The organism is Agrobacterium sp. CCNWLW155, assembly GCF_036888815.1.
GTDB lineage: Bacteria > Pseudomonadota > Alphaproteobacteria > Rhizobiales > Rhizobiaceae > Agrobacterium > Agrobacterium radiobacter.
Genome location: NZ_JBAKFW010000002.1, coordinates 684,140 through 709,621, shown reverse-complemented (window position 1 = coordinate 709,621; position 25,482 = coordinate 684,140). Strand labels below are relative to the sequence as shown.

Annotated in this window: 28 protein-coding genes; 19 read left to right on the top strand and 9 right to left on the bottom strand. The window is 61.1% G+C overall.

Features of this window, described 5'->3' with window-relative positions; translation table 11 throughout:
* The first annotated feature begins 15 nt into the window (after positions 1-15).
* The 4 genes from V6S97_RS11985 to V6S97_RS11970 all read left to right on the top strand — a co-directional run bounded on the left by V6S97_RS11985 (position 16) and on the right by V6S97_RS11970 (position 3,364).
* Positions 16-465 (top strand): RT0821/Lpp0805 family surface protein, encoded by a 450-nt coding sequence (locus tag V6S97_RS11985; RefSeq protein WP_035213424.1) that lies wholly within the window; start codon positions 16-18, stop codon positions 463-465.
* 212 nt (positions 466-677) lie between these two features.
* A complete protein-coding gene (locus V6S97_RS11980; RefSeq protein WP_003509161.1) occupies positions 678-1,790 on the top strand; it encodes a DnaJ C-terminal domain-containing protein in 1,113 nt (370 codons plus the stop codon).
* A gap of 131 nt (positions 1,791-1,921) precedes the next feature.
* On the top strand, positions 1,922-2,740 hold the full coding sequence (gene fabI / locus V6S97_RS11975) for an enoyl-ACP reductase FabI (protein ID WP_003509163.1): 819 nt from the start codon (positions 1,922-1,924) through the stop codon (positions 2,738-2,740).
* A 30-nt stretch (positions 2,741-2,770) separates the two neighbouring features.
* Entirely contained in the window at positions 2,771-3,364 is a 594-nt protein-coding gene (locus V6S97_RS11970) for a histidine phosphatase family protein (RefSeq protein WP_003509169.1), read from the top strand.
* A gap of 206 nt (positions 3,365-3,570) precedes the next feature.
* On the opposite strand, the gene V6S97_RS11965 is transcribed toward V6S97_RS11970, so the two are convergent.
* Positions 3,571-3,831, bottom strand: a complete 261-nt coding sequence (locus V6S97_RS11965; protein ID WP_003509170.1) for a DUF1344 domain-containing protein — start codon at positions 3,829-3,831, stop codon at positions 3,571-3,573.
* Positions 3,832-3,914: 83 nt separating this feature from the next.
* Here V6S97_RS11965 and V6S97_RS11960 point away from each other — a divergent pair, with 83 nt between their 5' ends.
* The 3 genes from V6S97_RS11960 to ribB are packed head-to-tail and all read left to right on the top strand — an operon-like array spanning position 3,915 to position 6,489.
* The gene (locus tag V6S97_RS11960; protein ID WP_162266764.1) at positions 3,915-4,274 is read left to right on the top strand and encodes a hypothetical protein; all 360 of its coding nucleotides are present in this window, start codon (positions 3,915-3,917) and stop codon (positions 4,272-4,274) included.
* A 5-nt stretch (positions 4,275-4,279) separates the two neighbouring features.
* Complete coding sequence (aroC, locus tag V6S97_RS11955; protein ID WP_003509173.1) at positions 4,280-5,377, top strand: chorismate synthase; 1,098 nt, start codon at positions 4,280-4,282, stop codon at positions 5,375-5,377.
* 11 nt (positions 5,378-5,388) lie between these two features.
* Positions 5,389-6,489 (top strand): 3,4-dihydroxy-2-butanone-4-phosphate synthase, encoded by a 1,101-nt coding sequence (gene ribB, locus V6S97_RS11950; RefSeq protein ID WP_065694894.1) that lies wholly within the window; start codon positions 5,389-5,391, stop codon positions 6,487-6,489.
* A 246-nt stretch (positions 6,490-6,735) separates the two neighbouring features.
* On the opposite strand, the gene V6S97_RS11945 is transcribed toward ribB, so the two are convergent.
* Positions 6,736-7,932: a winged helix-turn-helix domain-containing protein gene (locus V6S97_RS11945; protein ID WP_060722987.1), complete on the bottom strand. Its 1,197-nt coding sequence runs from the start codon at positions 7,930-7,932 to the stop codon at positions 6,736-6,738.
* A gap of 113 nt (positions 7,933-8,045) precedes the next feature.
* Here V6S97_RS11945 and V6S97_RS11940 point away from each other — a divergent pair, with 113 nt between their 5' ends.
* From V6S97_RS11940 to dxs, 7 genes are all read left to right on the top strand, one after another.
* A complete protein-coding gene (locus V6S97_RS11940; protein WP_080865927.1) occupies positions 8,046-8,726 on the top strand; it encodes an energy-coupling factor ABC transporter ATP-binding protein in 681 nt (226 codons plus the stop codon).
* Positions 8,723-9,355 (top strand): energy-coupling factor transporter transmembrane component T family protein, encoded by a 633-nt coding sequence (locus tag V6S97_RS11935; RefSeq protein WP_099085604.1) that lies wholly within the window; start codon positions 8,723-8,725, stop codon positions 9,353-9,355. Before V6S97_RS11940 ends, V6S97_RS11935 begins: the two co-directional genes overlap by 4 nt.
* A 5-nt stretch (positions 9,356-9,360) precedes the next feature.
* The gene (locus V6S97_RS11930) at positions 9,361-9,924 is read left to right on the top strand and encodes a biotin transporter BioY (RefSeq protein ID WP_003503057.1); all 564 of its coding nucleotides are present in this window, start codon (positions 9,361-9,363) and stop codon (positions 9,922-9,924) included.
* Positions 9,925-9,949: 25 nt separating this feature from the next.
* Positions 9,950-10,885, top strand: coding sequence for a histone deacetylase family protein (locus V6S97_RS11925; RefSeq protein ID WP_080865922.1), 936 nt, complete (start codon positions 9,950-9,952; stop codon positions 10,883-10,885).
* A 2-nt stretch (positions 10,886-10,887) separates the two neighbouring features.
* A complete protein-coding gene (locus V6S97_RS11920) occupies positions 10,888-11,142 on the top strand; it encodes an exodeoxyribonuclease VII small subunit (protein WP_003503059.1) in 255 nt (84 codons plus the stop codon).
* Between the two features lie 101 nt (positions 11,143-11,243).
* Positions 11,244-12,167: a pirin family protein gene (locus tag V6S97_RS11915; RefSeq protein WP_003503061.1), complete on the top strand. Its 924-nt coding sequence runs from the start codon at positions 11,244-11,246 to the stop codon at positions 12,165-12,167.
* 99 nt (positions 12,168-12,266) lie between these two features.
* Positions 12,267-14,186, top strand: a complete 1,920-nt coding sequence (gene dxs, locus V6S97_RS11910) for a 1-deoxy-D-xylulose-5-phosphate synthase (protein ID WP_003503063.1) — start codon at positions 12,267-12,269, stop codon at positions 14,184-14,186.
* A gap of 42 nt (positions 14,187-14,228) precedes the next feature.
* Here dxs and V6S97_RS11905 read toward each other — a convergent pair whose 3' ends face one another.
* On the bottom strand, positions 14,229-14,591 hold the full coding sequence (locus V6S97_RS11905; RefSeq protein ID WP_003503064.1) for a nuclear transport factor 2 family protein: 363 nt from the start codon (positions 14,589-14,591) through the stop codon (positions 14,229-14,231).
* Between the two features lie 107 nt (positions 14,592-14,698).
* Between V6S97_RS11905 and V6S97_RS11900 the strand changes: the two genes are divergently transcribed.
* Complete coding sequence (locus tag V6S97_RS11900; RefSeq protein ID WP_003503066.1) at positions 14,699-15,490, top strand: helix-turn-helix domain-containing protein; 792 nt, start codon at positions 14,699-14,701, stop codon at positions 15,488-15,490.
* 3 nt (positions 15,491-15,493) lie between these two features.
* Positions 15,494-15,808 (top strand): putative quinol monooxygenase, encoded by a 315-nt coding sequence (locus tag V6S97_RS11895; RefSeq protein ID WP_003503068.1) that lies wholly within the window; start codon positions 15,494-15,496, stop codon positions 15,806-15,808.
* On the opposite strand, the gene V6S97_RS11890 is transcribed toward V6S97_RS11895, so the two are convergent.
* Both V6S97_RS11890 and V6S97_RS11885 read right to left on the bottom strand, forming a co-directional pair.
* On the bottom strand, positions 15,805-16,188 hold the full coding sequence (locus V6S97_RS11890) for an ACT domain-containing protein (protein ID WP_003503069.1): 384 nt from the start codon (positions 16,186-16,188) through the stop codon (positions 15,805-15,807). The two genes, V6S97_RS11895 and V6S97_RS11890, sit on opposite strands and share 4 nt — an antisense overlap.
* Positions 16,189-16,278: 90 nt before the next feature.
* On the bottom strand, positions 16,279-16,731 hold the full coding sequence (locus tag V6S97_RS11885) for an Lrp/AsnC family transcriptional regulator (RefSeq protein WP_003503071.1): 453 nt from the start codon (positions 16,729-16,731) through the stop codon (positions 16,279-16,281).
* 120 nt (positions 16,732-16,851) lie between these two features.
* Here V6S97_RS11885 and V6S97_RS11880 point away from each other — a divergent pair, with 120 nt between their 5' ends.
* Positions 16,852-17,814, top strand: coding sequence for a nucleoside recognition domain-containing protein (locus V6S97_RS11880; RefSeq protein ID WP_003503073.1), 963 nt, complete (start codon positions 16,852-16,854; stop codon positions 17,812-17,814).
* 82 nt (positions 17,815-17,896) lie between these two features.
* Here the strand turns inward: V6S97_RS11880 and V6S97_RS11875 are convergent, their stop codons facing one another.
* On the bottom strand, positions 17,897-19,918 hold the full coding sequence (locus V6S97_RS11875; RefSeq protein WP_003503074.1) for a methyl-accepting chemotaxis protein: 2,022 nt from the start codon (positions 19,916-19,918) through the stop codon (positions 17,897-17,899).
* Between the two features lie 273 nt (positions 19,919-20,191).
* Here V6S97_RS11875 and V6S97_RS11870 point away from each other — a divergent pair, with 273 nt between their 5' ends.
* Positions 20,192-20,944, top strand: a complete 753-nt coding sequence (locus V6S97_RS11870) for a TlyA family RNA methyltransferase (RefSeq protein ID WP_003503077.1) — start codon at positions 20,192-20,194, stop codon at positions 20,942-20,944.
* On the top strand, positions 20,941-22,191 hold the full coding sequence (locus tag V6S97_RS11865; RefSeq protein ID WP_003503079.1) for a class I SAM-dependent RNA methyltransferase: 1,251 nt from the start codon (positions 20,941-20,943) through the stop codon (positions 22,189-22,191). The genes V6S97_RS11870 and V6S97_RS11865 overlap by 4 nt, the downstream gene beginning before the upstream one ends.
* 120 nt (positions 22,192-22,311) lie before the next feature.
* Here the strand turns inward: V6S97_RS11865 and V6S97_RS11860 are convergent, their stop codons facing one another.
* From V6S97_RS11860 to V6S97_RS11850, 3 genes are all read right to left on the bottom strand, one after another.
* A complete protein-coding gene (locus V6S97_RS11860) occupies positions 22,312-22,629 on the bottom strand; it encodes a hypothetical protein (protein ID WP_003503086.1) in 318 nt (105 codons plus the stop codon).
* Between the two features lie 89 nt (positions 22,630-22,718).
* Positions 22,719-23,477, bottom strand: a complete 759-nt coding sequence (locus V6S97_RS11855; RefSeq protein WP_003503088.1) for a crotonase/enoyl-CoA hydratase family protein — start codon at positions 23,475-23,477, stop codon at positions 22,719-22,721.
* A 10-nt stretch (positions 23,478-23,487) separates the two neighbouring features.
* Positions 23,488-25,272: an acyl-CoA dehydrogenase gene (locus tag V6S97_RS11850; protein WP_003503089.1), complete on the bottom strand. Its 1,785-nt coding sequence runs from the start codon at positions 25,270-25,272 to the stop codon at positions 23,488-23,490.
* Positions 25,273-25,482 lie beyond the last annotated feature (210 nt).

Genomic DNA, 25,482 nt, shown 5'->3' with positions numbered 1-25,482 from the left:
GATCTCTGGTGAAAGATGGTGACCGTCATAGCAAAGTCGAACAGTCGAACAAAGGGCCTCCTTTCGTCGGTAGCGGAAGTTTCCGCTGTCGTGTCAATGCTCGTGGTGCTGAGCGGCTGCGTCAGCCTCGATCTGTTCGGCGGCGACAAGGTCGACCGCTCGCTTTCCACGGCCTCCGTTCCCAACCAGCCGAACAATGCGCCCCAGACGGACGATGCGACGATCCGCAATGCGGTAACCTCGGCCGATCTCGCCAAGCTCGCCGACCAGCCGCTGCCCTGGGCCAATGCGGCCACCGGCAGCGCCGGTGTCGTCACCGCCATTCACGAAGACAAATCGAGCGGTTTCGTCTGCCGCGCTTTCAAAACGACGCGTCACTCCTTCGAGGGTGTTGCGAGCTATGCCGGACAGGCCTGCCTGTCGGAAACCGGCGAATGGCTGCTGACCCGCTTCGAACAGAAATAATCTGTTTACCCTTCCGCAGGGAATAGAGCCGGCCTCGGTGCGGCGCGCTTTCTCCGTAAAGGAGTGATTAGCAACTTATTGCAACAGTCGACGTTGATTAAACCGAGGGCGTGCAGGCGAATGATCGCGGGCAGCCCTTTTCGGAGGGGTTAGTTTCAGGATTGCGCCATGAAGGGCGGCAGCGCCTGAGCCAACGTAAACTGGTGTTTCGCATGCGCGATCCGTATTCGATCCTCGGCGTAAAACGTGACGCCCGCCACGAGGAAATCAAGGCCGCCTGGCGCACGAAGGCGAAAATCGTCCATCCGGACGCCAATCGCGACGATCCCGATGCCTCGGCGCGATTCGCCGAGATCGGCCAGGCCTATGATCTTCTCAAAGACCCCAAAAAGCGCGATCTCTACGATCAGGCCCGCAGGGCGGCCGAGAAGAAGCAGCGCGGCGAAACCATCATGCAGCAGCGGGAAGCCGCGCGCGAGGCCGCGGAGCGCGCCAAGGCGGCCGAAAAGCTGATGGAGGAACTGGCCCGCGCCGATGCCCGCAACCGGGCGCAGACCGGCCAGAAAACCGACGGCAAAGCGGAAACCGCCGAAGACATCGTCGAGCGGATTTTTGGCGCCGAGGCGCAGAACGATCCCAAGGTGCAGCAGGCTGCGGAAGCGGCAAAGGCTGCCGCGAGCGCCGCAAAAGGCGATATGCCTGCGGCCGGCGAGACCACGCCCGGCGCTGGCGATGACCGGACCGCGCCCGCCTCACTTGCCGTCAATCTCTTCAATGCTCTCGTGCGCCGGTTCCGCACCCCGCAGCCGGCCCCCGAAAAGGCGCCTGATATTACCGCGGAAGCCACCGTCACGGTCGCCGATCTGCTGGAGCACAAGTGGATTACCGTGCCGCTTGCCGACGAACGCGACGTTCGCTTCCAGCTCGAAGCCGGCATGACGGACGGGCATGTGGTGCGGCTGAAGGGACAGGGGCTGAAGCTTCCCAACATGGCCCGCGGCGATCTTGCCGTGACATTGCTGACCGCACGCGAGGACGCGTTTTCCCTTCGTGGTTTCGATATTCACACAACGCTGCCGATATCGCTCAGCGACGCGGTTCTGGGTTGTGAAACGAACGTCGCGACACCGCTCGGCGAGGAAAACATCACCATTCCTGCCTGGTCCGGTTCGGACCGCGTGCTGCGCCTCGCCGGCAAGGGCCTTGCCGACGGCAAGGGTGGACAGGGCGATCTCGTCATCGAATTGCGCATCGTCCTGCTCGAAAAGCCGGATGAGAAAGTGACCGACCTGATGCGGCACATGCGCGAAGGCCTTTATTTGTGAAAGTTTTGCGAATAGCCGGGACAACGCACCCTTTGTTACGCTCCCTAACAGTTGATGATCTTTGGCAATCTTGAACAGGATTGCAGCCTATGCCATAGGCAGGACCGATCAAAAGTATTAGGGAGCACAAAATGGCTCAGGCATCCGGTCTTATGGCTGGCAAACGCGGCCTCATCATGGGTGTCGCCAATAATCGTTCCATCGCTTGGGGCATTGCCAAGGCTTGCGCAGACGCAGGCGCGGAAATCGCACTCACCTGGCAGGGCGACGCATTGAAGAAGCGCGTCGAGCCGCTGGCGCAGGAACTTGGCGCCTTCATGGCCGGGCACTGTGACGTGACCGATCTCGAGACGATCGATGCGGTTTTTGCCGGGCTGGAAAAGCACTGGGGCAAGATCGACTTCGTCGTGCACGCCATCGCCTTTTCCGACAAGGATGAGCTGACCGGCCGTTACCTCGACACCAGCCGCGACAACTTCAACCGCACCATGGACATTTCCGTCTTCTCGCTGGCGGCTGTGGCCAAGCGCGCGGAACCGATCATGAATGACGGCGGCTCGATCATCACGCTGACCTATTACGGCGCCGAGAAGGTCATGCCGAATTACAACGTGATGGGCGTGGCCAAGGCTGCTCTCGAGGCCAGCGTGCGTTATCTCGCCGTCGACCTCGGCAACCGCGGCATCCGCGTCAACGCCGTTTCCGCCGGCCCGATCAAGACGCTTGCGGCTTCCGGCATCGGCGACTTCCGTTATATTCTGAAGTGGAACGAATATAATGCGCCGCTGAAGCGCACCGTTTCCATCGAGGAAGTCGGCAAGTCGGCGCTTTACCTGTTGTCCGACCTTTCCACCGGCGTGACCGGCGAAATCCACCATGTCGATTCCGGTTACCACACCATCGGCATGAAGGCCGTGGATGCGCCTGACATTTCGGTGGTGAAGGACTAAGCCTGCGAAGTTTGAAAACGGGGTATCGCCTTGCTCGTCTATGTGATCCGGCACGGACAAACGGACTGGAATGCGATACGCCGGCTTCAGGGCCAGAAAGACATTCCGCTCAACGATTTCGGCCGCCAGCAGGCGGTCGGTAACGGCAAACTCCTTGCGCATCTGCTGGGAGAACAGGCCACGGACTTCGATTATGTGGCAAGCCCGCTCGGGCGCACACGCGAAACCATGGAACTGATGCGCGCCGCGATGGGCCTCGATCCGCTCGCCTATCGCACCGACGATCGCCTGATCGAAGTTTCCTTCGGCGACTGGGAGGGCCAGACCCTGCCGGAGCTGAAAAAAGAATTCCCGGACCGGGTGAAGGCGCGCAAGGCCAACAAGTGGGATTTCATTCCCCCCGGCCAGGATGCCGAAAGTTATGAAATCCTCTCCTGGCGCATCGGCGCATGGCTTTCCTCCGTTGAGGTTCCAACGATCTGCGTCTGCCATGGCGGCGTGATCCGCTCGATCTTCCGGCTGGTATCAGGCATGGACAAGGATGAGGCGTCGCGAACGCAGATTCCGCAGGACCAGATTTTGAAGGTCGAGATCAACAGGAACAGCGCGGAGTGGATTTCGTGAGGGGCATGGGTCACCCTCTCTCCCGTCATTCCGGCCCTGAGCCGGAATCCAGCCAGCCCAAGTCCTTGGGCTGAAAAGATTCATCCCGCCGCGCAGACACGCGTCGGTTGGATGCCGGATCAAGTCCGGCATGACGGAAATGTTGGTGCTTCCCGAACAAGTTTACAGAGGTTCGCCCCGTCACAGGCAAAGCCGCAACCGCAGCCTTACTCAACGACCTGAAGATCGTCGACCACGCGTTTGCCATCCACTTCCGTGTAGAAAACCACGACCTTCACGCCCGCTTTCAGACCTTCGAAATTGAACTCTTCCGGTACGCGATAGGTCTTGCCGTCGTTGAGCGTAATGCTCAGCCCATTCGCATCGATCTTGCTGATCGTGCCTTCCACATCGACGCTCTGCGCGAAGCTGTTGATGGGCATCAAAAGGTTGGTGGCGGCCAGAAGGGCGGCAATCATCATACGCATCGATCTAGCTTTCGTGGATTTGCGTGAAAACCTTACATGCATGAAGAATTGCCTTTCGAATGTGGCGGAAATTGCCCGCAACCATGACATTTTCGGCCCAATTGATGAACGGATTTGGGATCGCGTTCAAGCCGTTAGTGATTTTTACACCGCATTTCCCGGCAATATTGGAAAACTCGGGATTAGCGTGGAAAACGACGGCGCTTTTACATTTTCGTCATCCCGGAAAAACCTCGTCTTCCCGCGAATCAATCAGGCGATACGATCCATTTATTGATGAAACACGCCGTTCCGGCCCCGGCCGCGCCGCTGTGGACGGTGCGTCACCTCCTTATCGGGCTTGCCGTGAAAGAAAGGCTTTTGCCTTGCCCGGATTTTCCACTAAGACAAATCCGCTTGTTTCAAACGGCGCTGTCCACAGGCGCCCTGTTTTCCGGTTTTGAGAACTATGTCGCATAACAGTTTCGGTCATCTTTTCCGTGTTACCACCTGGGGAGAAAGCCATGGGCCGGCACTTGGCTGCGTGGTGGATGGCTGCCCGCCCGGCATCCGCTTCACCCTTGCCGAGGTGCAGCACTGGATGGACAAGCGCAAACCCGGCCAGAGCCGCTTCGTGACCCAGCGGCGCGAAGATGACATCGTCAAGGTTCTCTCCGGCGTGATGCTGGATGAGGACGGCGAGACGATGATAACAACAGGCACGCCGATTTCGATGCTGATCGAGAATACCGACCAGCGTTCCAAGGATTACGGCGAGATCGCCAAGCGTTTCCGTCCCGGCCATGCCGACTTCACCTATGACCTGAAATACGGCATTCGCGATTATCGCGGCGGTGGACGCTCCTCCGCCCGCGAAACGGCGGCGCGTGTCGCCGCCGGCGCAATCGCCCGCAAGGTGGTGCCGAGCCTCAATGTGCGCGGCGCGCTGGTGCAGATCGGCAAGCACAGGATCAACCGCGACAACTGGGATTGGGATCAGGTCGATCAGAACCCGTTCTTCTGCCCGGATGCAGCCATGGTGCCGGTGTGGGAAGACTATCTCGACGGCATCCGCAAGGCCGGCTCCTCCATCGGGGCCGTTGTCGAAGTGGTGGCGGAGGGCGTTCCGGCCGGTATTGGCGCCCCCATTTATGCCAAGCTCGACCAGGATATCGCCTCAAACCTGATGTCGATCAACGCCGTCAAGGGTGTAGAGATCGGCGAAGGTTTCGCCTCCGCCGAGCTTTCCGGCGAGGAAAATGCCGATGAGATGCGCATGGGCAATGACGGCAAGCCGATCTTCCTCTCCAACCACGCCGGCGGCATTCTGGGCGGCATCGCGACCGGTGAACCTGTCATCGCGCGCTTTGCCATCAAGCCCACCTCCTCCATTCTGACGGAGCGCCTGTCCATCGATACCGACGGCAATAATGTCGATGTGCGCACCAAGGGGCGCCATGACCCCTGCGTCGGCATCCGCGCCGTGCCGATCGGCGAAGCGATGATCGCCTGCACCGTTGCCGACCATTATCTGCGAGACCGCGGCCAGACCGGCCGGCTGAAATAAGGGGGACCGCCATGGCCTATGACCAGAAACGCGTTGTCGACGCCATTCGCGCTTTCGAAGCAGGCGAAATCGTCGTCGTGACCGATGATGACGACCGAGAGAATGAAGGCGATCTGATCATTTCGGCGGTGCATTGCACGGCGGAAAAGATGGCTTTCATCGTGCGCCACACCTCCGGCATCGTCTGCGCGCCCATGCCGCGCGAAGAAGCCAAGCGGCTGAACCTCAACGCCATGGTGGCGGAAAATGATAGCGCGCACACGACGGCCTTCACCGTCAGCGTCGATTTCAAGCACGGCACCACGACGGGCATTTCCGCCGATGACCGGACGCTAACCGTGCGCAATCTCGCCAATCCCAATGTCGGGGCTGCCGATTTTACCCGGCCGGGCCACATCTTCCCGCTGATTGCCCGTGAAGGTGGCGTCCTGATGCGCTCCGGCCATACCGAAGCGGCGGTCGATCTCTGCAAGCTTGCGGGCCTGCCGCCCATCGGTGTCATCTGCGAACTCGTCAATGATGACGGCACCGTGACGCGCGGACCGCAGGTCACCGCCTTTGCGGAAAAACACAAGCTGAAGCAGGTTTCCGTCGCCGACCTCATCGCCTATCGCCAGCGCAAGGAAACGCTGGTGGAGATGGAATCCTCCTTCACCATCGAAACGCCGTTCGGACCGGCCAAGGCGCAAACCTATTCTCTGCCCTGGGACCGGATGCAGCATATGGCGGTGATTTTCGGCGATATCAGAGACGGTGTCGACATTCCCGTTCGCCTGCACCCGGAAAATGTCGCCGACGACGTGTTCGGCGACCGCCAGCCGGTGCAGCACTATATGCAGAAGATTGCCGAGGAAGGCCGCGGCGTCATCGTCTATCTGCGTGAGGGCTCCGTCGGCGTCGGCCAGGTGGCCGGCCGTCGCAAGGCGCGTGATCCCGACGAGGCGCATGCGCAGGCCCGCTCACGTGAAAACGAATGGCTGGAAATCGGTCTCGGTGCGCAGATCCTCAAAGACCTCGGCATCAGCTCGATCAAGCTGATGACGACACGCGAGCGTCATTATGTCGGCCTGGAAGGCTTTGGCATCAAAATTTCGGCGACGGATATCGGGTGATTTAGGGGCTTCGCGAGAGCGTTTCGGCTTGGCGCGCTCTTCGCCCGTTCGGCGTCATCCTCGGCCTTGTGCCGAGGATCCATCCCGCAGTTCCCGACGTGACACGCTTGAGATGTTCCGGACACGTGAAGTCATGATCCCGGAAGCCATTGTCTCCGCGGCTTGTGGATCCTCGCCTCAAGGGCGAGGATGACGTCGAGTGTGGCGGCGCTCGCCACTACATTCAGGCACCGCGAAAAGACACCTTCATTTGTCCTCCCGCCAGCCCTCCAGATAATTCACGCTCTCAACCCCGGTAAACTTCGCAAGCCGCGATAGTTCCGCGTCGAGCTTTTCAAGCCGTCCTGCTGAGGCGCGCACGCCAGGCTCCAGCCACAGGCGGCGCACATCCAGCGTGCCGCGCTTGCGATCCGCCTTCATGTCGATGCGGCCGATCATCCGGTCGCCCTCCAGAAGCGGGAAGACATAATAGCCATATTGCCGTTTCGGCTCGGGCACGAAGACCTCGATGCGGTAATAAAAGCCGAACAGCCGTTCCGTGCGGTTTCGGTCGCGCAACAGCGGATCGAAGGGGCTGAGGACACGGACGCGGGCGGAGGGTTCCGGTACATCCGTCAGGTCGGCGGTGAAATCGGCAAAGGCAAAAGACGGGCGGGCGGTGTCTCCGTCGCTGGAGAGAAGCGAAACCTCGCAGAGTTCATCGCGATGGCTCTTGACCCAGTCCCTCGCCTCCTGCGGGGTGACGAGATCGAAAAAGGCGGCGATTTCGCCATGGGTGGCGAAACCCAGCCGCTTCAGCGCTTCGCGGCAGGCCCAGTCGACAAATTCGGCGTGCTCCACCTCGGTTTCGTGGTGCTCGCCGGGAATGACACGCTCGGCGAGATCATAGACCTTCTGGAAATTCACGCGGCCGGATATGGCGAGCTTGCCGGTGTGCCATAAATATTCGAGCGCCGTCTTGGAGGGATGCCAGTTCCACCAGCCGCCGGACTGATGCCCCTCCTCCTTCAGCTCCCGCGCCAGAACCGGGCCGGTGGCGGCGATGCGCTCCAGCGTTTCGCCGAAAGCGGCATCGAAGCCCTCTCCATGCCATTTGCGCCAGCGCTCCTGAATGATCGGCTCGCGGCGGCGGAAGCGGTGTTTCCAATAGGGGTAAAACTCCGTCGGTACGATGGAAGCGTCATGCGTCCAGTGCTCGAAAAGCGCGCGGTCCTTTTCCAGCAGCGTGGTCAGATGGTCACGCCTGTAGGTCTGGTTGCGTGAGAAGATAATCTGGTGGTGGGCGCGCTCCACGGTGCCGATGCTGTCCACCTGCACAAAACCGATATCGGTGATGAGCTGCAGCAGGCCATCCTTGGAAAGCGCCTTGCCGGGCGGGGAGCAAAGCCCCTGCCGCGCCAGAAAAATCCGCCTTGCCGCTTCGTTCGAAACCTTGATCGTCATGGCGCAAAAGGTATGACGGCTTTTTCAGGATTGCAATGTTCTTTTTTTGTTCCTTGTTTCACTTCTGTTGATGACGGGGTATAGAACCGGAAAACGAGCGCGAGGATGTAAGCTTGGAAATCCGTTTCGATGCCGCCGGTGTCGCTTTCGAGGGCCGGCAGGCCCTGCAGCCGCTGTCTGTGACATTGACGGAACGGCGCATCGGCGTGATCGGCCTCAATGGTTCCGGCAAGACCACCTTTGCCCGGCTGATCAACGGGCTGAACAAGCCGAGTGCGGGCAAGGTTTCGGTAAACGGTCTCGACACCGTGAGCGACGCCAAAGCGGTATTGCAGACGGTCGGCTTCATCTTCCAGAATCCGCAGAACCAGATCATCCTGCCGATCGTGCGCGACGATGTCGCCTTCGGCCTCAAGCGGCTCGGCATCGGCAGGGCGGAAACCGAAAACCGGGTGAAGGCCGTTCTTGCGCGGCTCGGCATTCCCCATCTGGAAGAGCGGCGCGCGCATGAGCTTTCCGGCGGAGAACTGCAGCTTGCAGCGCTTGCCGCCCTTCTGGTCACCGATCCGCAAATCCTAATTCTCGATGAACCGACCAACCAGCTTGATCTGAAAAACCGTACTATCGTTGAAAAAACCATGGCGGCGCTGTCGCAGGCGCTTGTTGTCATCACCCATGACCTGTCGCTGGTTGCAGGCTTCGACCGCGTGCTGGTTTTCCATGAAGGCGCGCTGGTTGCCGATGCCGGCCCCGAAGAGGCGGTTGCGCATTATCTGGAGGTGGCATCGCGATGAAATCGCTGCATGTCGAAGGCACCGGCTGGCTCTACCGCGTCTCGCCGCCCGTCAAGCTCCTGACGCTTATGGGCTTCAGCATCGCGCTGTTCCTCACCCGCGATCTGCCGCTTCTGGGATGCGCCGTGGTTCTCGCCGCCGCCATCCTGCGCGAGACACGCCTGCCCTTCCACGAGATCGGCCTGCGGCTGCGGCCGGTGATGCTGACCATCTTCCTCGTCGCCGGTTTCAGCTATCTCCTGCTTCCAGCCCATGATGCGAGTGTCAATCTTCTGCGGCTGACGGCGCTCGCGCTGCTTGCCACCGCCGTCACCATCACCGTCAGCATTTCGCAATTCATGGACGAGATTACGCGTGCCGCGGCCCCCCTGGAACGGCTGGGGCTGGTCAAGGCCGCCGATATCGGACTTGCCGTCGGTCTGGTGGTGCGGTTCGTGCCTGAGATCGTCAACCGCTACCATGCGGTGCGCGATGCGCACCGGGCGCGCGGCCTGCCGGTGCGCATGGCCACCACCATCGTGCCGCTCGTCATTATGACGTTGAAGGATGCCGATGCCATCGCCGACGCCATTGACGCGCGCGGTTTCAGAGGCCAAAGCTTGCGGCCAGATAACCATCCGGAGTTTTGAGCGTCATGACGACCCGCGACCTTGTGCTGATTTCGCTGTTTTCCGCCATCATCATCGCACTCGGGCTTCTGCCGCCGATCACGCTCGGTTTCATTCCGGTGCCGATCACCGCGCAGTCGCTCGGCGTCATGCTGGCAGGCGTCGTCCTCGGCGCAAAGCGCGGTACGCTCGCGGTTCTCCTGACAATCCTGATTGCCGCCATCGGCCTGCCGGTGCTTTCGGGCGGACGCGGCGGCCTTTCCATCTTCACCACGCCGACGACGGGCTTCCTGATCGGCTGGATCGCGGCGGTTTTCGTCACCGGCACGCTCTCGGAAAAACTCGTCAATCGCAGCCAGTCTGCCCTTACACAGGGCATCGGCTTTTTCATCGCCAGCCTGATCGGCGGCGTGATCGTGCTTTATGCTTTCGGCATCACCTATCTGGCGCTGGTCGTCGGTCTTGGTTTCGAAAAGGCCTTCATGGGTTCGCTCGCCTTCATTCCGGGCGATGCGCTGAAGGCTGTGCTTGCAGCGCTGGCCGGCCGCGCCGTGATGGCGGGTTATCCGCTTCTGCCGCAGCGCGCCTGAACACACTTTCTTCGGGAGGAAAAGAATGGCGACGCGTTTATACGAACATCCGATCTTCCTGGAGCATATCACGCCCGAAGGCCACCCCGAGCGGCCGGATCGCCTGCGATCTCTGAACATCGCGCTCGAACATCCGAATTTCGAGCGCCTGATCCGCAGAGAAGCGCCTCAGGCCAATGAAGACGCGGTGTTGCTGGCGCATCCGGAGGAGCACCTGCTTGCCGTCATGCGGCAGATCCCTGAAGAGGATGGCGAGATCAACCGCGTCGAGGCCGACACTTATGTATCACGCAAAAGCCTGCAGGCGGCGCTGACCGGCATCGGTGCGGCGATGGCGGCGGTGGACGACGTGTTTACCGGCGCTGCCGACAATGTCTTCGTCGCGGCCCGCCCGCCCGGCCACCACGCCGAAACAGCCAAGGCCATGGGTTTCTGTCTTTTCAACAATGTGGCAATTGCCGCCCGCCATGCGCAGAAGGCGCACGGGGCAGAGCGCGTCGCCATCATCGACTGGGACGTGCATCACGGCAACGGTACGCAGGATATTTTCTGGAACGACACATCAGTGCTGTTCTGTTCCACCCACCAGATGCCGCTTTATCCGTGGAGCGGCGACAAAAACGAAACCGGCGTGAAGAACAACGTCGTCAACGCCCCGCTTTCGCCCAATACCGGCAGCGAATATTTTCGCGAGGCGTTCAAATCCCGCGTCCTGCCGGCCATTGCCGATTTTTCGCCTGACCTCATCCTCATCTCCGCCGGTTTCGACGCGCATCACCGCGATCCTCTGGCGCAGATCAATCTGGTGGGCGAGGATTTCGACTGGGCGACGGGCCGGCTTCTGGAAATGGCCGATAAATACGCATCGAACCGGGTCGTCAGCCTGCTTGAAGGCGGTTATGATCTGGAAGGGCTGGCGGAATCGGCAGCCATGCACATATTGAGAATGATGAAGGGTTGAACATGACGGAAAATGCCAACACAGCCGATGTCAGCGGTTATTCCTTCGAAAAAGCCGTCGCCGAGCTGGAAAGCATTGTCGCACGCCTGGAGCGCGGAGACGTGGCGCTGGACGAATCCATCGCCATCTACGAGCGTGGCGAAGCCCTGAAGAAGCACTGCGAAACGCTGTTGAACGCTGCGGAAAAGCGAATCGAGAAAATCCGTCTCGATCGCGCCGGAAAACCGCAGGGCGTCGAGCCTCTCGACGGCGAGTAAACACGTCCTGTTGAACGGTGTGACGCTGCGTTCACCATTACGGCGCTCCCACCCCGTTCCGTTCGTGCTAAGCTTTCGTGTAACGATACGAGGAGCTTGCGATGTCCTTTTTTCCCGGTAACGATCCCGTCGCGGGTGATGCCTTTGCCTGCGACGCCATCGAGAACCTCATCATTCCGCGCACCAGCGATATTGGCGGCTTTGCGGTTCGCCGCGCCTTGCCGACCCGACAGCGTCGTCTCGTCGGCCCCTTTATCTTTTTTGACCGCATGGGACCGGCGATCCTGAAGGCTGGTGAGGCGCTGGACGTCAAGCCGCATCCGCATATCGGGCTTTCCACCGTCACCTATCTGTTCGACGGCGAAATCAAGCATCGCGACAGTCTCGGCACCGAACTCGTCATTCGCCCCGGAGACATCAACCTGATGACCGCCGGGCGCGGCATCGTGCATTCGGAACGCACGCCGGAAAACCTGCGCGGCCATCCGCTTTCCATGTCCGGCCTGCAGACCTGGCTTGCCCTGCCCGACCATATGGAAGAAATCGCCCCGGCCTTTGCCCATACCGCCAAGGAAGACATGCCGCTGATCGATATCAAGGGCGCTTCCGGTAGGGTGGTGATCGGCGAATTCGAGGGCCTTACCTCCCCCGTTTCGGCCTTTACCGATACACTTTATGTCGATCTGACGCTGGAGCCGGGAGTGAAATTTCCCTTTTCCGCCGATCATGAGGAACGGGCGATCTATATTCTCTCCGGTTCGCTCGATGTGGCAGGCGATATCTTCGCCGCCGACCAGTTGCTCGTCTTCCGGCCGGGTGACGACATCACGCTTCAGGCCGGCAGCAATGGCTGTCACATCATGATCTTTGGCGGGGCGGCGCTCAATCAGCGCCGCTACATCTGGTGGAACTTCGTTTCGTCATCAAAAGAACGCATAGAACAGGCCAAACAGGAGTGGAGAACCGGACGCTTCGATATCGTTCCCGGCGACGAAGAAGAGTTTGTCCCTTTGCCGGAAGGTTGAAATTCTATAGAAGTGTACGACATGCAGGAATGGACCGTCGGCTTTCCCTATGAAAGACGCTCTGGCGCCCCCCGCTGACCACGAGAAAAGGCCGAACGATTGACCGGAATGCCCCAGACCCCATTGCTCGACCGGGTGAATTTTCCCTCCGATCTCAAGGAGATCGACGATCGCGACCTGCCGGAACTGGCACGGGAACTGCGCGACGAGATGATTGACGCCGTGTCGAAGACCGGTGGCCATCTGGGTGCCGGCCTTGGCGTGGTGGAATTGACGATTGCCATCCACAAGGTCTTCAACACGCCCGAGGACCGGCTGATCTTCGATGTCGGCCACCAATGTTACCCGCACAAAATCCTGACCGGCCGTCGCGAGCGCATCCGCACGCTGCGCCAGGAAGGCGGCCTTTCCGGTTTCACCCGGCGGGCCGAAAGCGAATATGACGATTTCGGCGCCGGCCATTCCTCCACCTCCATTTCCGCCGGTCTCGGCATGGCGGTGGCAGCGGGTCTCGACGAAAGCGACCGCAAGGTGATCGCCGTCATCGGCGACGGTTCCATGTCTGCCGGCATGGCGTTCGAGGCGCTCAACAATGCAGGCGCGCTCGACGCGCGGCTGATCGTCATCCTCAACGACAACGACATGTCGATTGCACCGCCGACGGGCGCGATGAGCGCTTATCTCGCCCGCCTTGCCTCCGGCCGCACCTATATGGGCTTCCGTGATTTCGGCAAGAAGCTCACAGCCTATCTCGGCAAGACCATCGACCGCGCCATTACCCGCGCCGTGACCCATGCGCGTGGTTATGTGACCGGCGGTACGCTGTTCGAGGAGCTCGGTTTCTATCACATCGGCCCGATCGACGGCCATTCCTTCGACCACCTGCTACCGGTGCTGCGCAATGTGCGCGACAACCAGAAAGGCCCTGTCCTCATCCATGTGGTGACGCAGAAAGGCAAGGGTTATGCGCCGGCGGAAGCGGCTGCGGACAAATATCACGGCGTCAACAAGTTCGACGTCATCACCGGCGCACAGGCGAAAGCCAAACCGAATGCGCCGAGCTATACCAGCGTCTTTGCCGAAGCGCTGATCCAGGAAGCGACCCTCGACGACAAGATCATCGGCGTCACCGCCGCCATGCCGAATGGTACCGGCCTCGACAAGATGGCCGAGCTTTTCCCGTCCCGCACCTTCGATGTCGGAATTGCCGAACAGCACGCTGTCACCTTCGCGGCGGGGCTTGCGGCTGACGGCTACAAGCCGTTCTGCGCGCTTTATTCCACCTTCCTGCAGCGTGGTTACGACCAGCTGGTGCATGACGTGGCGATCCAGAGCCTGCCCGTACGTTTCCCGATCGACCGCGCCGGGTTCGTCGGCGCGGATGGACCGACCCATGCCGGCTCCTTCGACACCACTTTCCTCGCCACCCTGCCCGGCATGGTGGTGATGGCGGCGGCCGACGAGGCCGAACTGAAACATATGGTACGCACGGCGGCAGCCTATGACGAAGGCCCAATTTCCTTCCGTTACCCGCGCGGCGAAGGTGTGGGCGTCGAGATGCCCGCACGCGGTGAAATCCTTGAGATCGGCAAGGGCCGCATCATCAAGGAAGGCACCAAGGTCGCGCTGCTCTCCTTCGGCACCCGGCTTGCGGAATGCCTTGCGGCTGCCGAAGATCTTGATGCAGCCGGACTCTCGACGACCGTTGCCGATGCGCGCTTTGCCAAGCCGCTCGATCTCGATCTCATCCGCCAGCTTGCGGCCCATCACGAAGTGCTGGTGACGATCGAGGAAGGCTCAGTCGGCGGTTTTGGCGCGCATGTGCTGCATTTCATGGCAAGCGCCGGATTGCTCGACCACGGCCCCAAAGTCCGGACGCTGACCCTGCCCGACCAGTGGGTGGAGCAGGCCAAGCCCGAGACCATGTATGCCAATGCCGGCCTCGACCGGGCCGGCATCGTGTCCACCGTGTTCAATGCGCTCGGCCAGCGTCAGGCCGGCGTCGGTTTCGCCGGCTGACAAGATTGCCGGGACGGGAGGCGGGACTATCCCGCCTCTGCCTCAGGATGCCGCGCCATCGAGAAAACCGACGACGTTTTCGATCCTCCCCTCGGCATCACGGCTGACGACATCGGTACCACCGGCCACATCGTCCCCGTCAGGCGAAATGAGACGCCATGAGAAACGGGTGAAGTCGCCGTGGCCATCCGGGGTGCCGGCAAGAACGAAACGATATCCCGGAAATTTCTGCCGCGCCGCCTCGATCATCGCGGCAATTCCCTGCTGCCCCTCGCCCTGCATCAGCGGATCGACGTAACGCGTATTTTCCGACCACGCCTGACCGACGAGATGCCTGCGGCGTTCATTGTCCTCCTCGTTCCAGACCGCGAGATAGGTTTCGGCGATTGCGAGATGCTGCGTCATGATTGCGCTCCTTTTAGTTGACGGCCCAAACATGCCGGGTGCCGGGAAGCGGAACAATTACCTCGGAGGTAATCGCATTGCCGATATCTTCTGCTAGGCTGCGGGGCATGACACATCATCGAGAACATGTCGGCCAGGTGCTGAAGGAATGGCGTGCTCGCCGCAGGTTGAGCCAGCTCGATCTGGCGATTGAGGCGGAAATATCGGCGCGCCATCTGAGCTTTGTGGAAAGCGGGCGATCATCCCCCAGCCGCGACATGCTCGCGAAACTGGCGGAGCAGCTTTCGATGCCCGCCCGCGCCGCCAACCGGCTGATGCTGGCAGCGGGTTATGCGCCTATCCATTCCGAACGGCCGATGGATGCGCCTGATATGACGGCGGCCCGGCAGGCCGTCGAAACCGTGGTGCATGGGCATATGCCCTTCCCCGCCCTTGCCGTCGACCGGCACTGGAACGTCGTTCTCGCCAATGGGGCGATCACATCGCTTCTGGCCGGTGTTTCCGAGGAACTGCTTCGCCCGCCGCTTAACGCCTTGAGGCTGAGCCTGCATCCGCAGGGTTTGAGTTCGCGCATCGTCAATCTCGCCGAGTGGCGTCATCACCTGCTGGAACGCCTGCGCCGTCAGGTCGAGGAAACGGGAGACGAGGTGCTTTCCCGGCTGCATGCGGAGCTCGCGGCCTATCCCGCGCCGAAGGCCTCGCCCCATGCCGGAGCCGATCCTCTGGCCATACCGCTCCAGCTCCGTGATCCCTCTTCGGGCACCATACTGAGCTTCATTTCAACCACCACGGTTTTCGGAACGGCGACTGATGTCACGCTGTCCGAACTCGTGCTGGAATGTTTTTACCCCGCCGACGCGGCAACCCGCGAAGCACTGATGCAAGGCGCCAAGGAGTAGACCATGCACACCACCTATCTCATCGGCTTCCAGGTCCGTCCTGGCCAGCGCGACCGCTTTCTCGAATTGCTGAATGCGCTGCTTGATGCCATGCGGCACGAAAAGACCTTCGTGAACGCAACCCTGCACCGGGATGGCGAGAACGAGAACCGCTTCCTGCTACATGAGACCTGGAGCGACCATCAGGACGTCATCGACGTTCAGATCCACCGGCCCTATCGGCAGGCATGGCACGACGCCCTGCCCGATCTTCTGGATGCGCCGCGCGATATTTCCGTCTGGCACCCCATGCGCGCGGATCATGCTCACAAATCCTAGACGAGTGAATGTCCTGCATTTGCCAGCAGCTCGCGCGCTTTCTCCAGATCCTTCGATTTCACCAGCAGGTGATCGCCATCGAAAGTCGAAACCACGAATATCCCTATGTCGTTGGTCGATAGCGGTTCGATCACCGAAAGGACGATGCCCGTCTCATCAAAGGCGAACGGACCCTGAAGTTTGAGACAGTTCCAACCGATATCGGACTGAACATCATCAGGGATTCGCTCCTGGCGGCAGACAACGGAAAGCTCGTCATCGGTCCGGCTGATGCTGAGAAAACCTGCGCCATCGGCCCAGGCTGGAATGGATGCATCGGCATGGAGCCGGGCCACCCCATAGGCGCCATCCAGAAGTCTTAACTTGACGCGAGGCGCCATCTGAAAACTGCCTTCCCGAAAGCCAGACGCTGCTTTCTTTGGGTTGAAGGGGATGATTAAACGCTTGCCCCTGATGCAATGCCATCAGTTTCAAAGCCTGATGGCCGTTTCTTCTTTCGCCGTCTTGATGACGACCATGGTGAAAAAGCGCGCCACATTGTGCTGGTCGCGGAACAACCGGTCGCACAGGGCATCGAACTCTTCCATATCCCGCAGGCGCAGCATCAGCACGACATCGGATGCGCCGGTGACGGCATAGGCCTGCGACACGGCCTCTTCGGCGCTCGCAATATCCAGAAAGCGCCGCATATGCTGCTCGCCGTGCAATTTCAGCTCCACCGTCACCAGAGCCTTGATCACCCGCCCCGCCTTTGCGGGATTAAGGATCGCCACAATGCGATCGATCACGCCCGACTTGCGCAGCCGCTGCAGGCGGCGCAGGCAACTGGACGGAGACAGCCCGACCTCATCGGCCATATCCACGTTGGTGCGCGATGCATCGTTCTGCAAAAGGTTCAGAAGTTTCCGGTCGATCCGATCCATGCCGGCAGCATATCGCCCACCACTATATTTGCAATAAAATTGCACAAAACTGCAATCTTTGACCGCAAATGCGAACGGGCCGGGATTAGTGAATGGGAACAATCTTCAGGGAGCCTTCACATGTCACTTTTCCTGCCCGTCTGGCAAAAAATGCGGGAAACGCTTGCAATCTACTGGGTGCTTGTGCGGATCACGGTTCCGATCGCCATTCTAACCGAGCTGTTATCGAGGATGGGCGCGATCGAGGCGGTGGCGCCTGCCTTTGCGCCGATCATGAACCTCATCGGACTGCCGCCGGAACTCGGTCTTGCCTGGCTGACCGCAATGCTGGTCGGCATATGGGGTGCGGTGCCGCTCATCTTCACACTTGTACCCGCGTCGTCGCTCACCGTTGCTGATATCACCGTTTTTTCGGCGCTCATCCTGTTCGCCCATGGCCTGCCCATCGAACAGAAGATCATTGAAAAGGCGGGACCGGGCATGATTGTCACCACGGCGCTGCGCGTCGGCGGCGGATTGCTCTATGCCTTTCTCCTGCACCAGCTTCTGGAAGCGACGGGATGGTTGTCAGGCCCGGCAAACCCTGCCTGGATTGCGATGGGCGCCACGCCTGAATGGACCGCCTATTTCCTCGGTCTCGGTGAAACCATGGTCTGGATGCTCGTCATCCTGCTTGCCCTTTCCTTTTGCCTTGAAATCCTCAGGCTCACCGGCCTCCTGGCGCTGATGATGAAAGCGCTTTCGCCCCTGCTGCGTCTTGCGGGCATTCGCGGCGAGGCCGAACATCTCACCGCCATCGGATTGTTCCTGGGAATTTCCTACGGCGCCGGCTTCCTGATCCGCGAGGCGCAATCGGGGACGATATCACCGCGTCAGGTGTTTCTGTCCTGTGTGTTCATGGGTTTTGCCCATAGCGTGATTGAAGACACGCTCGTGGTGATGTCGCTGGGCGCCGATGTCTATGGCGTTCTGGCCGGACGCCTCGTTTTCGCTGTTGCCGCAACCGCCGTCATTGCCGCCCTGCTTCACCGCCTGTCGGATGAGCTGTTCTTTACGCGGATGTTCCGGCTACAGGGCACATAAGCGGCGTTACCCGCCTGAAAACGCCGATGCAAAAAGGGGGCCTTTCGGCCCCCAATTCATAGGTTCACTCTGAAAGCCAGGCTCAGAACTCCGTCCAGTCCTGATCCTTCGCGGCCGGTGCTTCGGCAGCGCCACCGAAGGCGCGGGCGAGGCTCTGGCCGAGCGCACGGGCCGGCGAAGCGACGGGCCTTGCGGTTGTGGAGGCCGATTTTACCGGAGCCTTGCGAACCGGCGCGGCCGGTGCTGACTGGAAGGCAGGCTTTGCCGAAGACTGGCGCGGCGCGGAATAGCCGCCGGCGCTCGCAACGGCAGCGCGCGCGCCACCCATCCTGAACTGGCCGAGCAGGCTGTTCAGCGCTTCCGCTTCGCGGGCCAGCGAATGGCTGGCGGCGGTCTGCTGTTCCACCATGGCGGCATTCTGCTGCGTGCCCTGATCCATGGTGTTCACGGCCGTGTTGATTTCCTGCAGGCCGGTTGCCTGTTCGCGGGAAGCAACGACGATGGCGCTGACATGAGCATTGATCTCTTCGACTTCCGCCACGATGAGTTCCAGCGCCTTGCCGGTTTCATCGACAAGATTGACGCCGTTTTCCACCTGCTGGCTGGAAGCGCCGATAAGCGTCTTGATTTCCTTGGCGGCATTGGCGGAACGCTGGGCGAGTTCGCGGACTTCCTGCGCAACCACCGCAAAACCCTTGCCGGCATCACCGGCGCGGGCGGCTTCCACGCCGGCGTTCAACGCCAGCAGGTTGGTCTGGAAGGCGATATCGTCGATGACACCGATGATGTTGCCGATTTCGCCTGAGGACTTCTCGATTTCGCGCATGGCGGCAACCGCCCTGCGGACCACGACGCCGGACTTTTCCGCACCGGCGCGGGCGCGCTGGACCAGATTACCGGCATCTTCCGCACCGCGGGCGCTATCGCGCACGGTGGTGGTGACTTCTTCCAGGGCTGCAGCGGTTTCCTCGATGGAGGCAGCCTGCTGCTCGGTGCGGCGCGACAGATCGTCGGCAGCGGAGAGCATTTCCGAAGCGCCGGAATTGATGGCGGCAGCGTTCTCGCCAACGGTTTTGAGCGCCTGCTGCAGCTTGTCGACAGCGCTGTTGAAATTGAGGCGCACCGGATCGATGGCAGGCACAAAAGGCGTTTCAATGCGATAGGAAAGATCGCCATCCGCAAGAGCGGCAAGGCCCTTGCCAAGCTCGGCGCTGGCGAAGGCGCTGGCGGCTTCGTCCCGCGCCTTTTCCTCCTCGTTGCGGCGACGTTCGGTCTCGGTGGCGGAGCGCATGCGCTCGGTCTCGCCGGCAAGGCGGGATTTTTCCAGCCCGGCTTCCTTGAAGACGAGAACGGCCTTCGCCATCTTGCCGACTTCGTCGCCACGATCCGTGGCAGGCACTTCCGTCGCCAGATCGCCATCGGCGAGACGGCTCATGGCCGCTGTCATGCCAACGATCGGCGTGACAATGGAGCGCGACAGAGCCCAGATGAGGGCAACGGCCAGAAGACCGGCAACCGCGCCGCCACCCAGAAGCGCATATTTAAGGTTCAATGCCGCTGCCTGCTGTTCCGCCGCGTAAGCGGTGGACAGGCCGTTCAGCTGTTCCTTGATCTTGGCGGCGGAGGTGCGGAAGCCATCGAGCTGGCCCTTCGCCTGATTGCGGCCGATCTCGATGATTTCGGAAATCGGCGCTTCCGTCGTCTTTCGCGCAGCGATCTGCGGTTCCGCCAGTTCCTTGAAGAACACGGTGGCGGATTTCTGCATGTCGTCGATGGATTTCAGGATGTCCGGGCGGCCGACGGCCAGCGTGCGGGCTTCATCGAGCTTCTTCAGCATCAGGTCGCGCTGGGCGAACACATCATTATAGGTGCTGTCGCTGCGGAACAGCAGGAAGCCGCGCTGGTTGACGGCCTGTTCCAGCATGGCGGCCGTCGCGCCATCCACTGCCTGGATGATATCCTTGGTGCGGTTGTTTTCGATCGTGACACGCTCGCTCCCCAGCGTCTGCCAGAATACGACCGCAGACGCGAGCAGACACACACTCATCAGGGCGCAGAAGGTGGCTATGAGCTTCAGGTTAATGGGGAGATTTTTCAGCGACATCGCAAACTCTCTCGGCGACCTGATGCCTCGAAGCAAGCGTCTGCGCTGCAACGGTCGCAATTTTGTGGATGGGAGGAGACGCCGTCATGGCAGGTTCCGGTGGCCGCACGGGCCTTGCGCACAAAGTGCTATACAAGCCTTTATATTGGATTAATCGAACATTCTGACTTTGCGGTGCAACATCGCCATTATGGCCGGCAGCGGGCATTGCCGGCCCGTCCCGGCGATAAATCGCTTGCATCGGCGGAGTTTGGCGGTCATTGACACGGAACCATGTCCAAAACATCTGAAAATGAACGGCTTGACCAGCTTCTTGTGTCGCTCGGCCACTTTGCCAGCCGCTCGCGTGCACGCGACGCGATTGCGCGCGGCACCGTGAGCGTCAACGGCAAGACCGTCACCAAACCGAGCCAGACCGTCGCCGGCAATGCCGAGATCGCCATCAGCGATCCCGCGCAGGCTTACGTCTCCCGCGCCGCCCTCAAGCTGACAGCCGCGCTCGATCATTTCCGGCTCGACCCGAAGGGCCATGACTGTCTTGATGTCGGCGCTTCGACTGGTGGTTTTACCGAGGTGCTGCTTCATCGTGGTGCTAAACACGTCACCGCCATCGATGTCGGGCACGGGCAGATGCATCCAAGGATCGAGAACGATCCGCGTGTGACCAATCTGGAAGGGCTGAATGCGCGCTACCTGACGGCAGAGGATATCGATGACCGGGCCATCGGTTTCATCGTCTCCGACGTGTCCTTCATTTCGCTGAAGCTCGCACTTGCCCCGGCACTTGAGCTTGCTGGATCGGGCGCTCTGGCTGTCCTGCTGGTGAAGCCGCAATTCGAGGCGGGCCGCGACGCCATCAGCAAGGCCGGGCTTTTGAAGGAGCCGGAAACCGCGCCTGCCGTGGCCGCCGAACTGGAACGCTGGCTGACGGAGGACATGGGCTGGAAAAGCCTTGGCCTCATTCCCTCGCCGATTTCCGGCGGTGACGGCAATATCGAATTTCTTCTCGGAGGCGAAAAGCCATGAGTACACAGACCGTCACCATCAAGAGCCTCGGCGCGCAGGGCGACGGCATCGCGCACTGTCCCGACGGCCCGGTCTATGTGCCCTTCGCGCTGCCCGGTGAAACGGTCGCCATCGCCAAGGTCAAGGATCACGGCACCGTCATGTCGATAACGGAAGCCTCGGCGCAGCGCCGTGAACCCGCCTGCCGCCACTTCGGTCCCGATGGCAAGAACGGCACCTGCGGCGGCTGTTCGCTGCAGCATCTTTCCGATCAGCCTTACCATGCCTACAAGCGGGAGCTGGTGGTTTCGGCGCTGAAATCGAAGGGCCTGACGCCTGATGTGGACGATCTTGTCATCTGTCGCCCCGGCGAACGCCGCCGCGCGGTGTTCGCCGCCCGCAAGACGGAAAAGGGCCTGCTGCTCGGCTTCAGCCAGGCAAACAGCCATCACATCGTCGCCATCGAGGAATGTCCCGTCACCTCGCCGGGCATCGTCTCGCGGCTGGACGCCATCCGCGCCATCGGCCTTTCCATGGTGGCGAACGCCGAGCCGTTCCGCATCACCGTTCTCGAAACGCTCTCCGGTCTCGATATTTCCGTCGAGGGCATCAAGTCGGTCAATGACAAGCAGCGGCGCACGCTCACGGAAACAGTGCTGGCCATGCGCGGCATTGCCCGCGTCTCGCTTGCCGGCGAAATCCTGATCGAACCGCAGAAGCCGATCATCGAATTCGGCGGTGTTCCCGTTTCGCCGCCGGCCGGCGGTTTCACGCAGGCGACGAAGCAGGCGGAAGACGCCATGGCCGAGCTGGTGCTTGCCCATATCGGCAAATCCAAACGCATTGCCGATCTGTTCTGCGGTTCCGGCACCTTTGCGCTGCGGCTTGCGCGCGTCGGCAGAGTTCATGCGGTGGAAGCGGAAGACAAGCCGTTGAAGGCACTGGATTTCGCCGCCCGCAACACGCAGGGCCTGAAGCCGGTCAGCGTCGAGAAACGCGATCTCTTCCGCCGGCCGCTGATGACAAGCGAATTGAAGAATTACGATGCTGTCGTATTCGATCCACCGCGCGCCGGTGCGGAATTCCAGTGCAAGGAACTGGCCCGCAGCACGGTGAAGAAGATCGTTGCCGTGAGCTGCAACCCGCTGACGCTTGCGCGCGATCTCGCCATCTTGACCGAGGGCGGCTATCGCATCACCCGCGTCACGCCGGTTGACCAGTTCCTGTGGTCACCGCATGTGGAAGCGGTGGCGACGCTGGAGAAATAAGCAATCCGGGCGCAGAGCCACTCAGCGAAGCTGACGCAACGATTCATATGCCCGCAATCCCAACGGCCCTCATTCCTGTGCTTGTCACAGGAATGAGGATGGAGAGGAAGCCTGGGAGTCTTACCAGGCCGTATCGACCGTGCCGTTGCCGACCACGCCCGAGCAGCGGCAGGCACCGCCCACACGGCCCCGTTCCAGCGGGCAGATATAGGGCCGGCGGCGGTTGGCGCTGTCCGGCGGGGTGATGACGCAGACGAAACGCGCGCGGCGCTGGCGGTCGCGGTTATTGCCGGAATAGAAGTTCGGGCTATCGTCGTCCGTGGACTGCGCCAGAATGACGTCGTTGGTGGAAGCCGCTGGAGCGCGTGTTATCGCCGCCGCTTCGGCAATCGTCGCGGCGGATAGGAAGACAGTCAGGGCGAAAACGAAGTGACGCATGTGGGTGGCCTTCGGACAATGACGTTGCGTTATCTAACCCAAGCCATATTGCCCGGTTGCTTAACCGCAAGGAATTCCTGCCCGCACACTTAACGACGCATGAATGCCTCGAAGGCGGCTCGCGCTTCCGCACTTTGCAGCTGCGCGATGAAATGGCGGCCTTCCTCTTCGATGCGGGCGAGAATATCGGCCGGGTTGCCGCGAACCAGATCGCGGGCGATCTTCAGCGCCTGCTGAGGTTTGGCGGCAAGGCGGGTGGCAAGCGCCAGCGTTTCGGTTTCGACATGTTCGGGGGCGACGACTTTCCAGATCATCCCGGCCTGCAATGCCTGCTCGGCGGAAAAACCCTCGCCCATGGCAAGCAGCGCAAAGGCGCGCTGGTGGCCCATGAGCTTCGGCACAAGCAGGCTGGAGGCCGCTTCCGGCACCAGCGCCAGATCCACGAAGGGCGTCTTGAACAGGCTACGGCTGGAAGCGACCGTCAGGTCACAATGCAGGTTCAGCGTCGTGCCGATGCCGATGGCGAGCCCGTCCACGCCTGATACCATTGGCTTGTCGAAGGCGACGAGCGCTTTCAGAAGTTCCAATGCGGCGAGTTTGCCCTTACCGCCCGACATGGCGAAGGCGAGAAAATCGGCCATGTCGTTACCGGCGGAAAAGCAGCCTTCCGTACCGAGAAACGCAACGACGCGGATGTCCGGATCCGCATTGGCGGCATGCAGGGCCTCGGCCATGCGCAGATACATGGCATCGGTGATGGCGTTTTTCTTGTCCGGCCGGTTGAAGCGGATGGTCAGAACCTCCGGCGCATGACCCACCCGCTCGACGAGAATATGATCGTTCGACATCTGAGCCTCCTCAAGCCAGTACGGTGCGGGCGGCGGCAAGGCTTGCCGCGCCTGATATAACGCGATCCTTCAGCGCCGCCGTTTCCGCCAGCAGGTTTTCCGCTGCGAAGCGGCAAAGTGCGGCGCGATGCCCACCCCTGCCATCATCGACAGAGACCAATGCGCCCTTGGCGAGATAGCCGCCTGTCAGCGCCAGACCGAAGAGGCGCTGATAGGGTGTCGCGCCGGCGAGTGCCGTTTCGGTTTCGCCCGCCTTGATGCGGTCCAGCAGCCAGTCGGTCGCCGTTTCCAGATCGTTGAGGCTGGCTTCAAGATAAGGGGCCGTCTCACCGAGATCATCGCGGTTCGATGCGGCTGTCCGGGCGGCGATCTCGCGCAGTTCTGCGATGAAACCGCGCACCTGCGCGCCCTCGGAGAGCGGCAGTTTGCGCAGCACCAGATCGATGGCCTGAATGCCGTTTGTGCCTTCGTAGATCGGCGCGATGCGGGCATCACGCAGATAACGCGCCGCGCCGGTTTCCTCGATGAAGCCCATGCCGCCATGCACCTGAATGCCCATGGAGGCGACATCCACACCGGCATCGGTGGAGAAGGATTTGGCGATCGGGGTCAGAAGGGCAGCGCGCTCCTGCCAGTGAGCGCGCTGCCGGGCGTCTTCGCTCGCATGCGCCATATCGATGGCATGCGCGCAGCTGAAGGAAATCGCCCGCGACCCTTGAGTCAGCGCCTTCATCGTCAGAAGCGTTCTGGCGATATCAGGATGTTCGATAATCGGGCTCATGCCGGAGCCCTGCCAGCCGGGCGCCTTGCCCTGCGTGCGCTCCCTGGCGTATTCGATCGCCTTCTGGGTCGCCGCTTCGCAGATCGCAACACCCTGCATGCCGACGGCAAGGCGGGCGTTGTTCATCATGGTGAACATGCAGGCGAGACCCTTGTTCTCTTCGCCGACCAGCCAGCCGAGAGCGCCCTTTTCATCTCCGAATTTGCCATCGCCGAAGATCATCGTGCAGGTGGGCGAACCATGAATGCCGAGCTTGTGCTCCAGCGAATGGCAGAAAAGGTCATTGCGGCCACCCGGCGCACCGTTTTCATCAGGCAGGAATTTCGGAACGAGGAACAGCGAGATGCCGCGCGTGCCGGCCGGTGCATCCGGAAGGCGGGCGAGAACGAGGTGGATGATGTTGTCAGCCGCGTCGTGTTCGCCCCAGGTGATGAAAATCTTCTGGCCGAAGATGCGGTAGGTGCCGTCACCATTGCGCTCCGCCCGGGTCTTCAGAACCCCGAGATCCGAACCCGCATGCGGCTCGGTCAGGTTCATGGTGCCGGTCCATTCGCCGGAAACGAGTTTCGGAAGATAGATGCGCTTGAGATCATTGCTGCCGTGGGCGACGATGGCTTCCACCGCGCCCATGGTCAGCGTCGGCGCCAGCGCGAAGGCCATGGAGCCGGAATTCCACATTTCGAGTGCAGCGACATTCAGCATATGCGGCAGGTTCTGGCCGCCGAACTCTTCCGGCGCGGTCAGGCTGTTCCAGCCCGCTTCCGCCCAGCGGCGGTAAAGATCGGCCCAACCGTCAGGCGTCGTCACCTTGCCGTCGGCGAGCTTCGCGCCCTGACGGTCGCCAATATCGGCGAGCGGTGCGACCTGTTCCGTGGCGAAACGGCCAGCTTCCTGCAGGATGGCATCCACGAGGTCTTCACCGAGATCGCCAAGCACACCCTTTGAAAGCGCGTCTCCAAGACCCGCTACATGTTTGAGTGTAAAGGCGATATCATCCACCGGCGCGCTATACATGCTGCCTCCTCCCGAAGCTCTGGCATCTTGCTACTGGCTTCGGGCTAAATGATTTTTACGTAAACGTCAATTTGAAAATTCCCGTCATTTCGACGGGATTGTTATAAAACTGTCATATGAATTTGCTCAGCATGCGCTGAAAGTCGCCCGACGACGCCGCTGCTCCCACACCGGAACGACGGGCGCCTCCCTCCTCCCATCCAGCCGGTC

Bases quoted from the DNA above. Each gene is read 5' to 3' on its own strand.
- V6S97_RS11930 (WP_003503057.1), top strand. From the start codon at position 9,361: ATGACGACCCGCGACCTTGTGCTGATTTCGCTGTTTTCCGCCATCATC.
- V6S97_RS11985 (WP_035213424.1), top strand. From the start codon at position 16: ATGGTGACCGTCATAGCAAAGTCGAACAGTCGAACAAAGGGCCTCCTT.
- V6S97_RS11945 (WP_060722987.1), bottom strand. From the start codon at position 7,932: ATGACGATCAAGGTTTCGAACGAAGCGGCAAGGCGGATTTTTCTGGCG.
- V6S97_RS11885 (WP_003503071.1), bottom strand. From the start codon at position 16,731: ATGGATCGGATCGACCGGAAACTTCTGAACCTTTTGCAGAACGATGCA.
- V6S97_RS11895 (WP_003503068.1), top strand. From the start codon at position 15,494: ATGCACACCACCTATCTCATCGGCTTCCAGGTCCGTCCTGGCCAGCGC.
- V6S97_RS11925 (WP_080865922.1), top strand. From the start codon at position 9,950: ATGGCGACGCGTTTATACGAACATCCGATCTTCCTGGAGCATATCACG.
- V6S97_RS11880 (WP_003503073.1), top strand. From the start codon at position 16,852: ATGTCACTTTTCCTGCCCGTCTGGCAAAAAATGCGGGAAACGCTTGCA.
- V6S97_RS11850 (WP_003503089.1), bottom strand. From the start codon at position 25,272: ATGTATAGCGCGCCGGTGGATGATATCGCCTTTACACTCAAACATGTA.
- V6S97_RS11860 (WP_003503086.1), bottom strand. From the start codon at position 22,629: ATGCGTCACTTCGTTTTCGCCCTGACTGTCTTCCTATCCGCCGCGACG.
- V6S97_RS11905 (WP_003503064.1), bottom strand. From the start codon at position 14,591: ATGACGCAGCATCTCGCAATCGCCGAAACCTATCTCGCGGTCTGGAAC.
- V6S97_RS11960 (WP_162266764.1), top strand. From the start codon at position 3,915: ATGACATTTTCGGCCCAATTGATGAACGGATTTGGGATCGCGTTCAAG.
- V6S97_RS11875 (WP_003503074.1), bottom strand. From the start codon at position 19,918: ATGTCGCTGAAAAATCTCCCCATTAACCTGAAGCTCATAGCCACCTTC.
- V6S97_RS11890 (WP_003503069.1), bottom strand. From the start codon at position 16,188: ATGGCGCCTCGCGTCAAGTTAAGACTTCTGGATGGCGCCTATGGGGTG.
- V6S97_RS11965 (WP_003509170.1), bottom strand. From the start codon at position 3,831: ATGCGTATGATGATTGCCGCCCTTCTGGCCGCCACCAACCTTTTGATG.
- V6S97_RS11915 (WP_003503061.1), top strand. From the start codon at position 11,244: ATGTCCTTTTTTCCCGGTAACGATCCCGTCGCGGGTGATGCCTTTGCC.
- ribB (WP_065694894.1), top strand. From the start codon at position 5,389: ATGGCCTATGACCAGAAACGCGTTGTCGACGCCATTCGCGCTTTCGAA.
- V6S97_RS11855 (WP_003503088.1), bottom strand. From the start codon at position 23,477: ATGTCGAACGATCATATTCTCGTCGAGCGGGTGGGTCATGCGCCGGAG.
- V6S97_RS11865 (WP_003503079.1), top strand. From the start codon at position 20,941: ATGAGTACACAGACCGTCACCATCAAGAGCCTCGGCGCGCAGGGCGAC.
- V6S97_RS11980 (WP_003509161.1), top strand. From the start codon at position 678: ATGCGCGATCCGTATTCGATCCTCGGCGTAAAACGTGACGCCCGCCAC.
- V6S97_RS11935 (WP_099085604.1), top strand. From the start codon at position 8,723: ATGAAATCGCTGCATGTCGAAGGCACCGGCTGGCTCTACCGCGTCTCG.
- fabI (WP_003509163.1), top strand. From the start codon at position 1,922: ATGGCTCAGGCATCCGGTCTTATGGCTGGCAAACGCGGCCTCATCATG.
- V6S97_RS11920 (WP_003503059.1), top strand. From the start codon at position 10,888: ATGACGGAAAATGCCAACACAGCCGATGTCAGCGGTTATTCCTTCGAA.
- V6S97_RS11900 (WP_003503066.1), top strand. From the start codon at position 14,699: ATGACACATCATCGAGAACATGTCGGCCAGGTGCTGAAGGAATGGCGT.
- aroC (WP_003509173.1), top strand. From the start codon at position 4,280: ATGTCGCATAACAGTTTCGGTCATCTTTTCCGTGTTACCACCTGGGGA.
- V6S97_RS11870 (WP_003503077.1), top strand. From the start codon at position 20,192: ATGTCCAAAACATCTGAAAATGAACGGCTTGACCAGCTTCTTGTGTCG.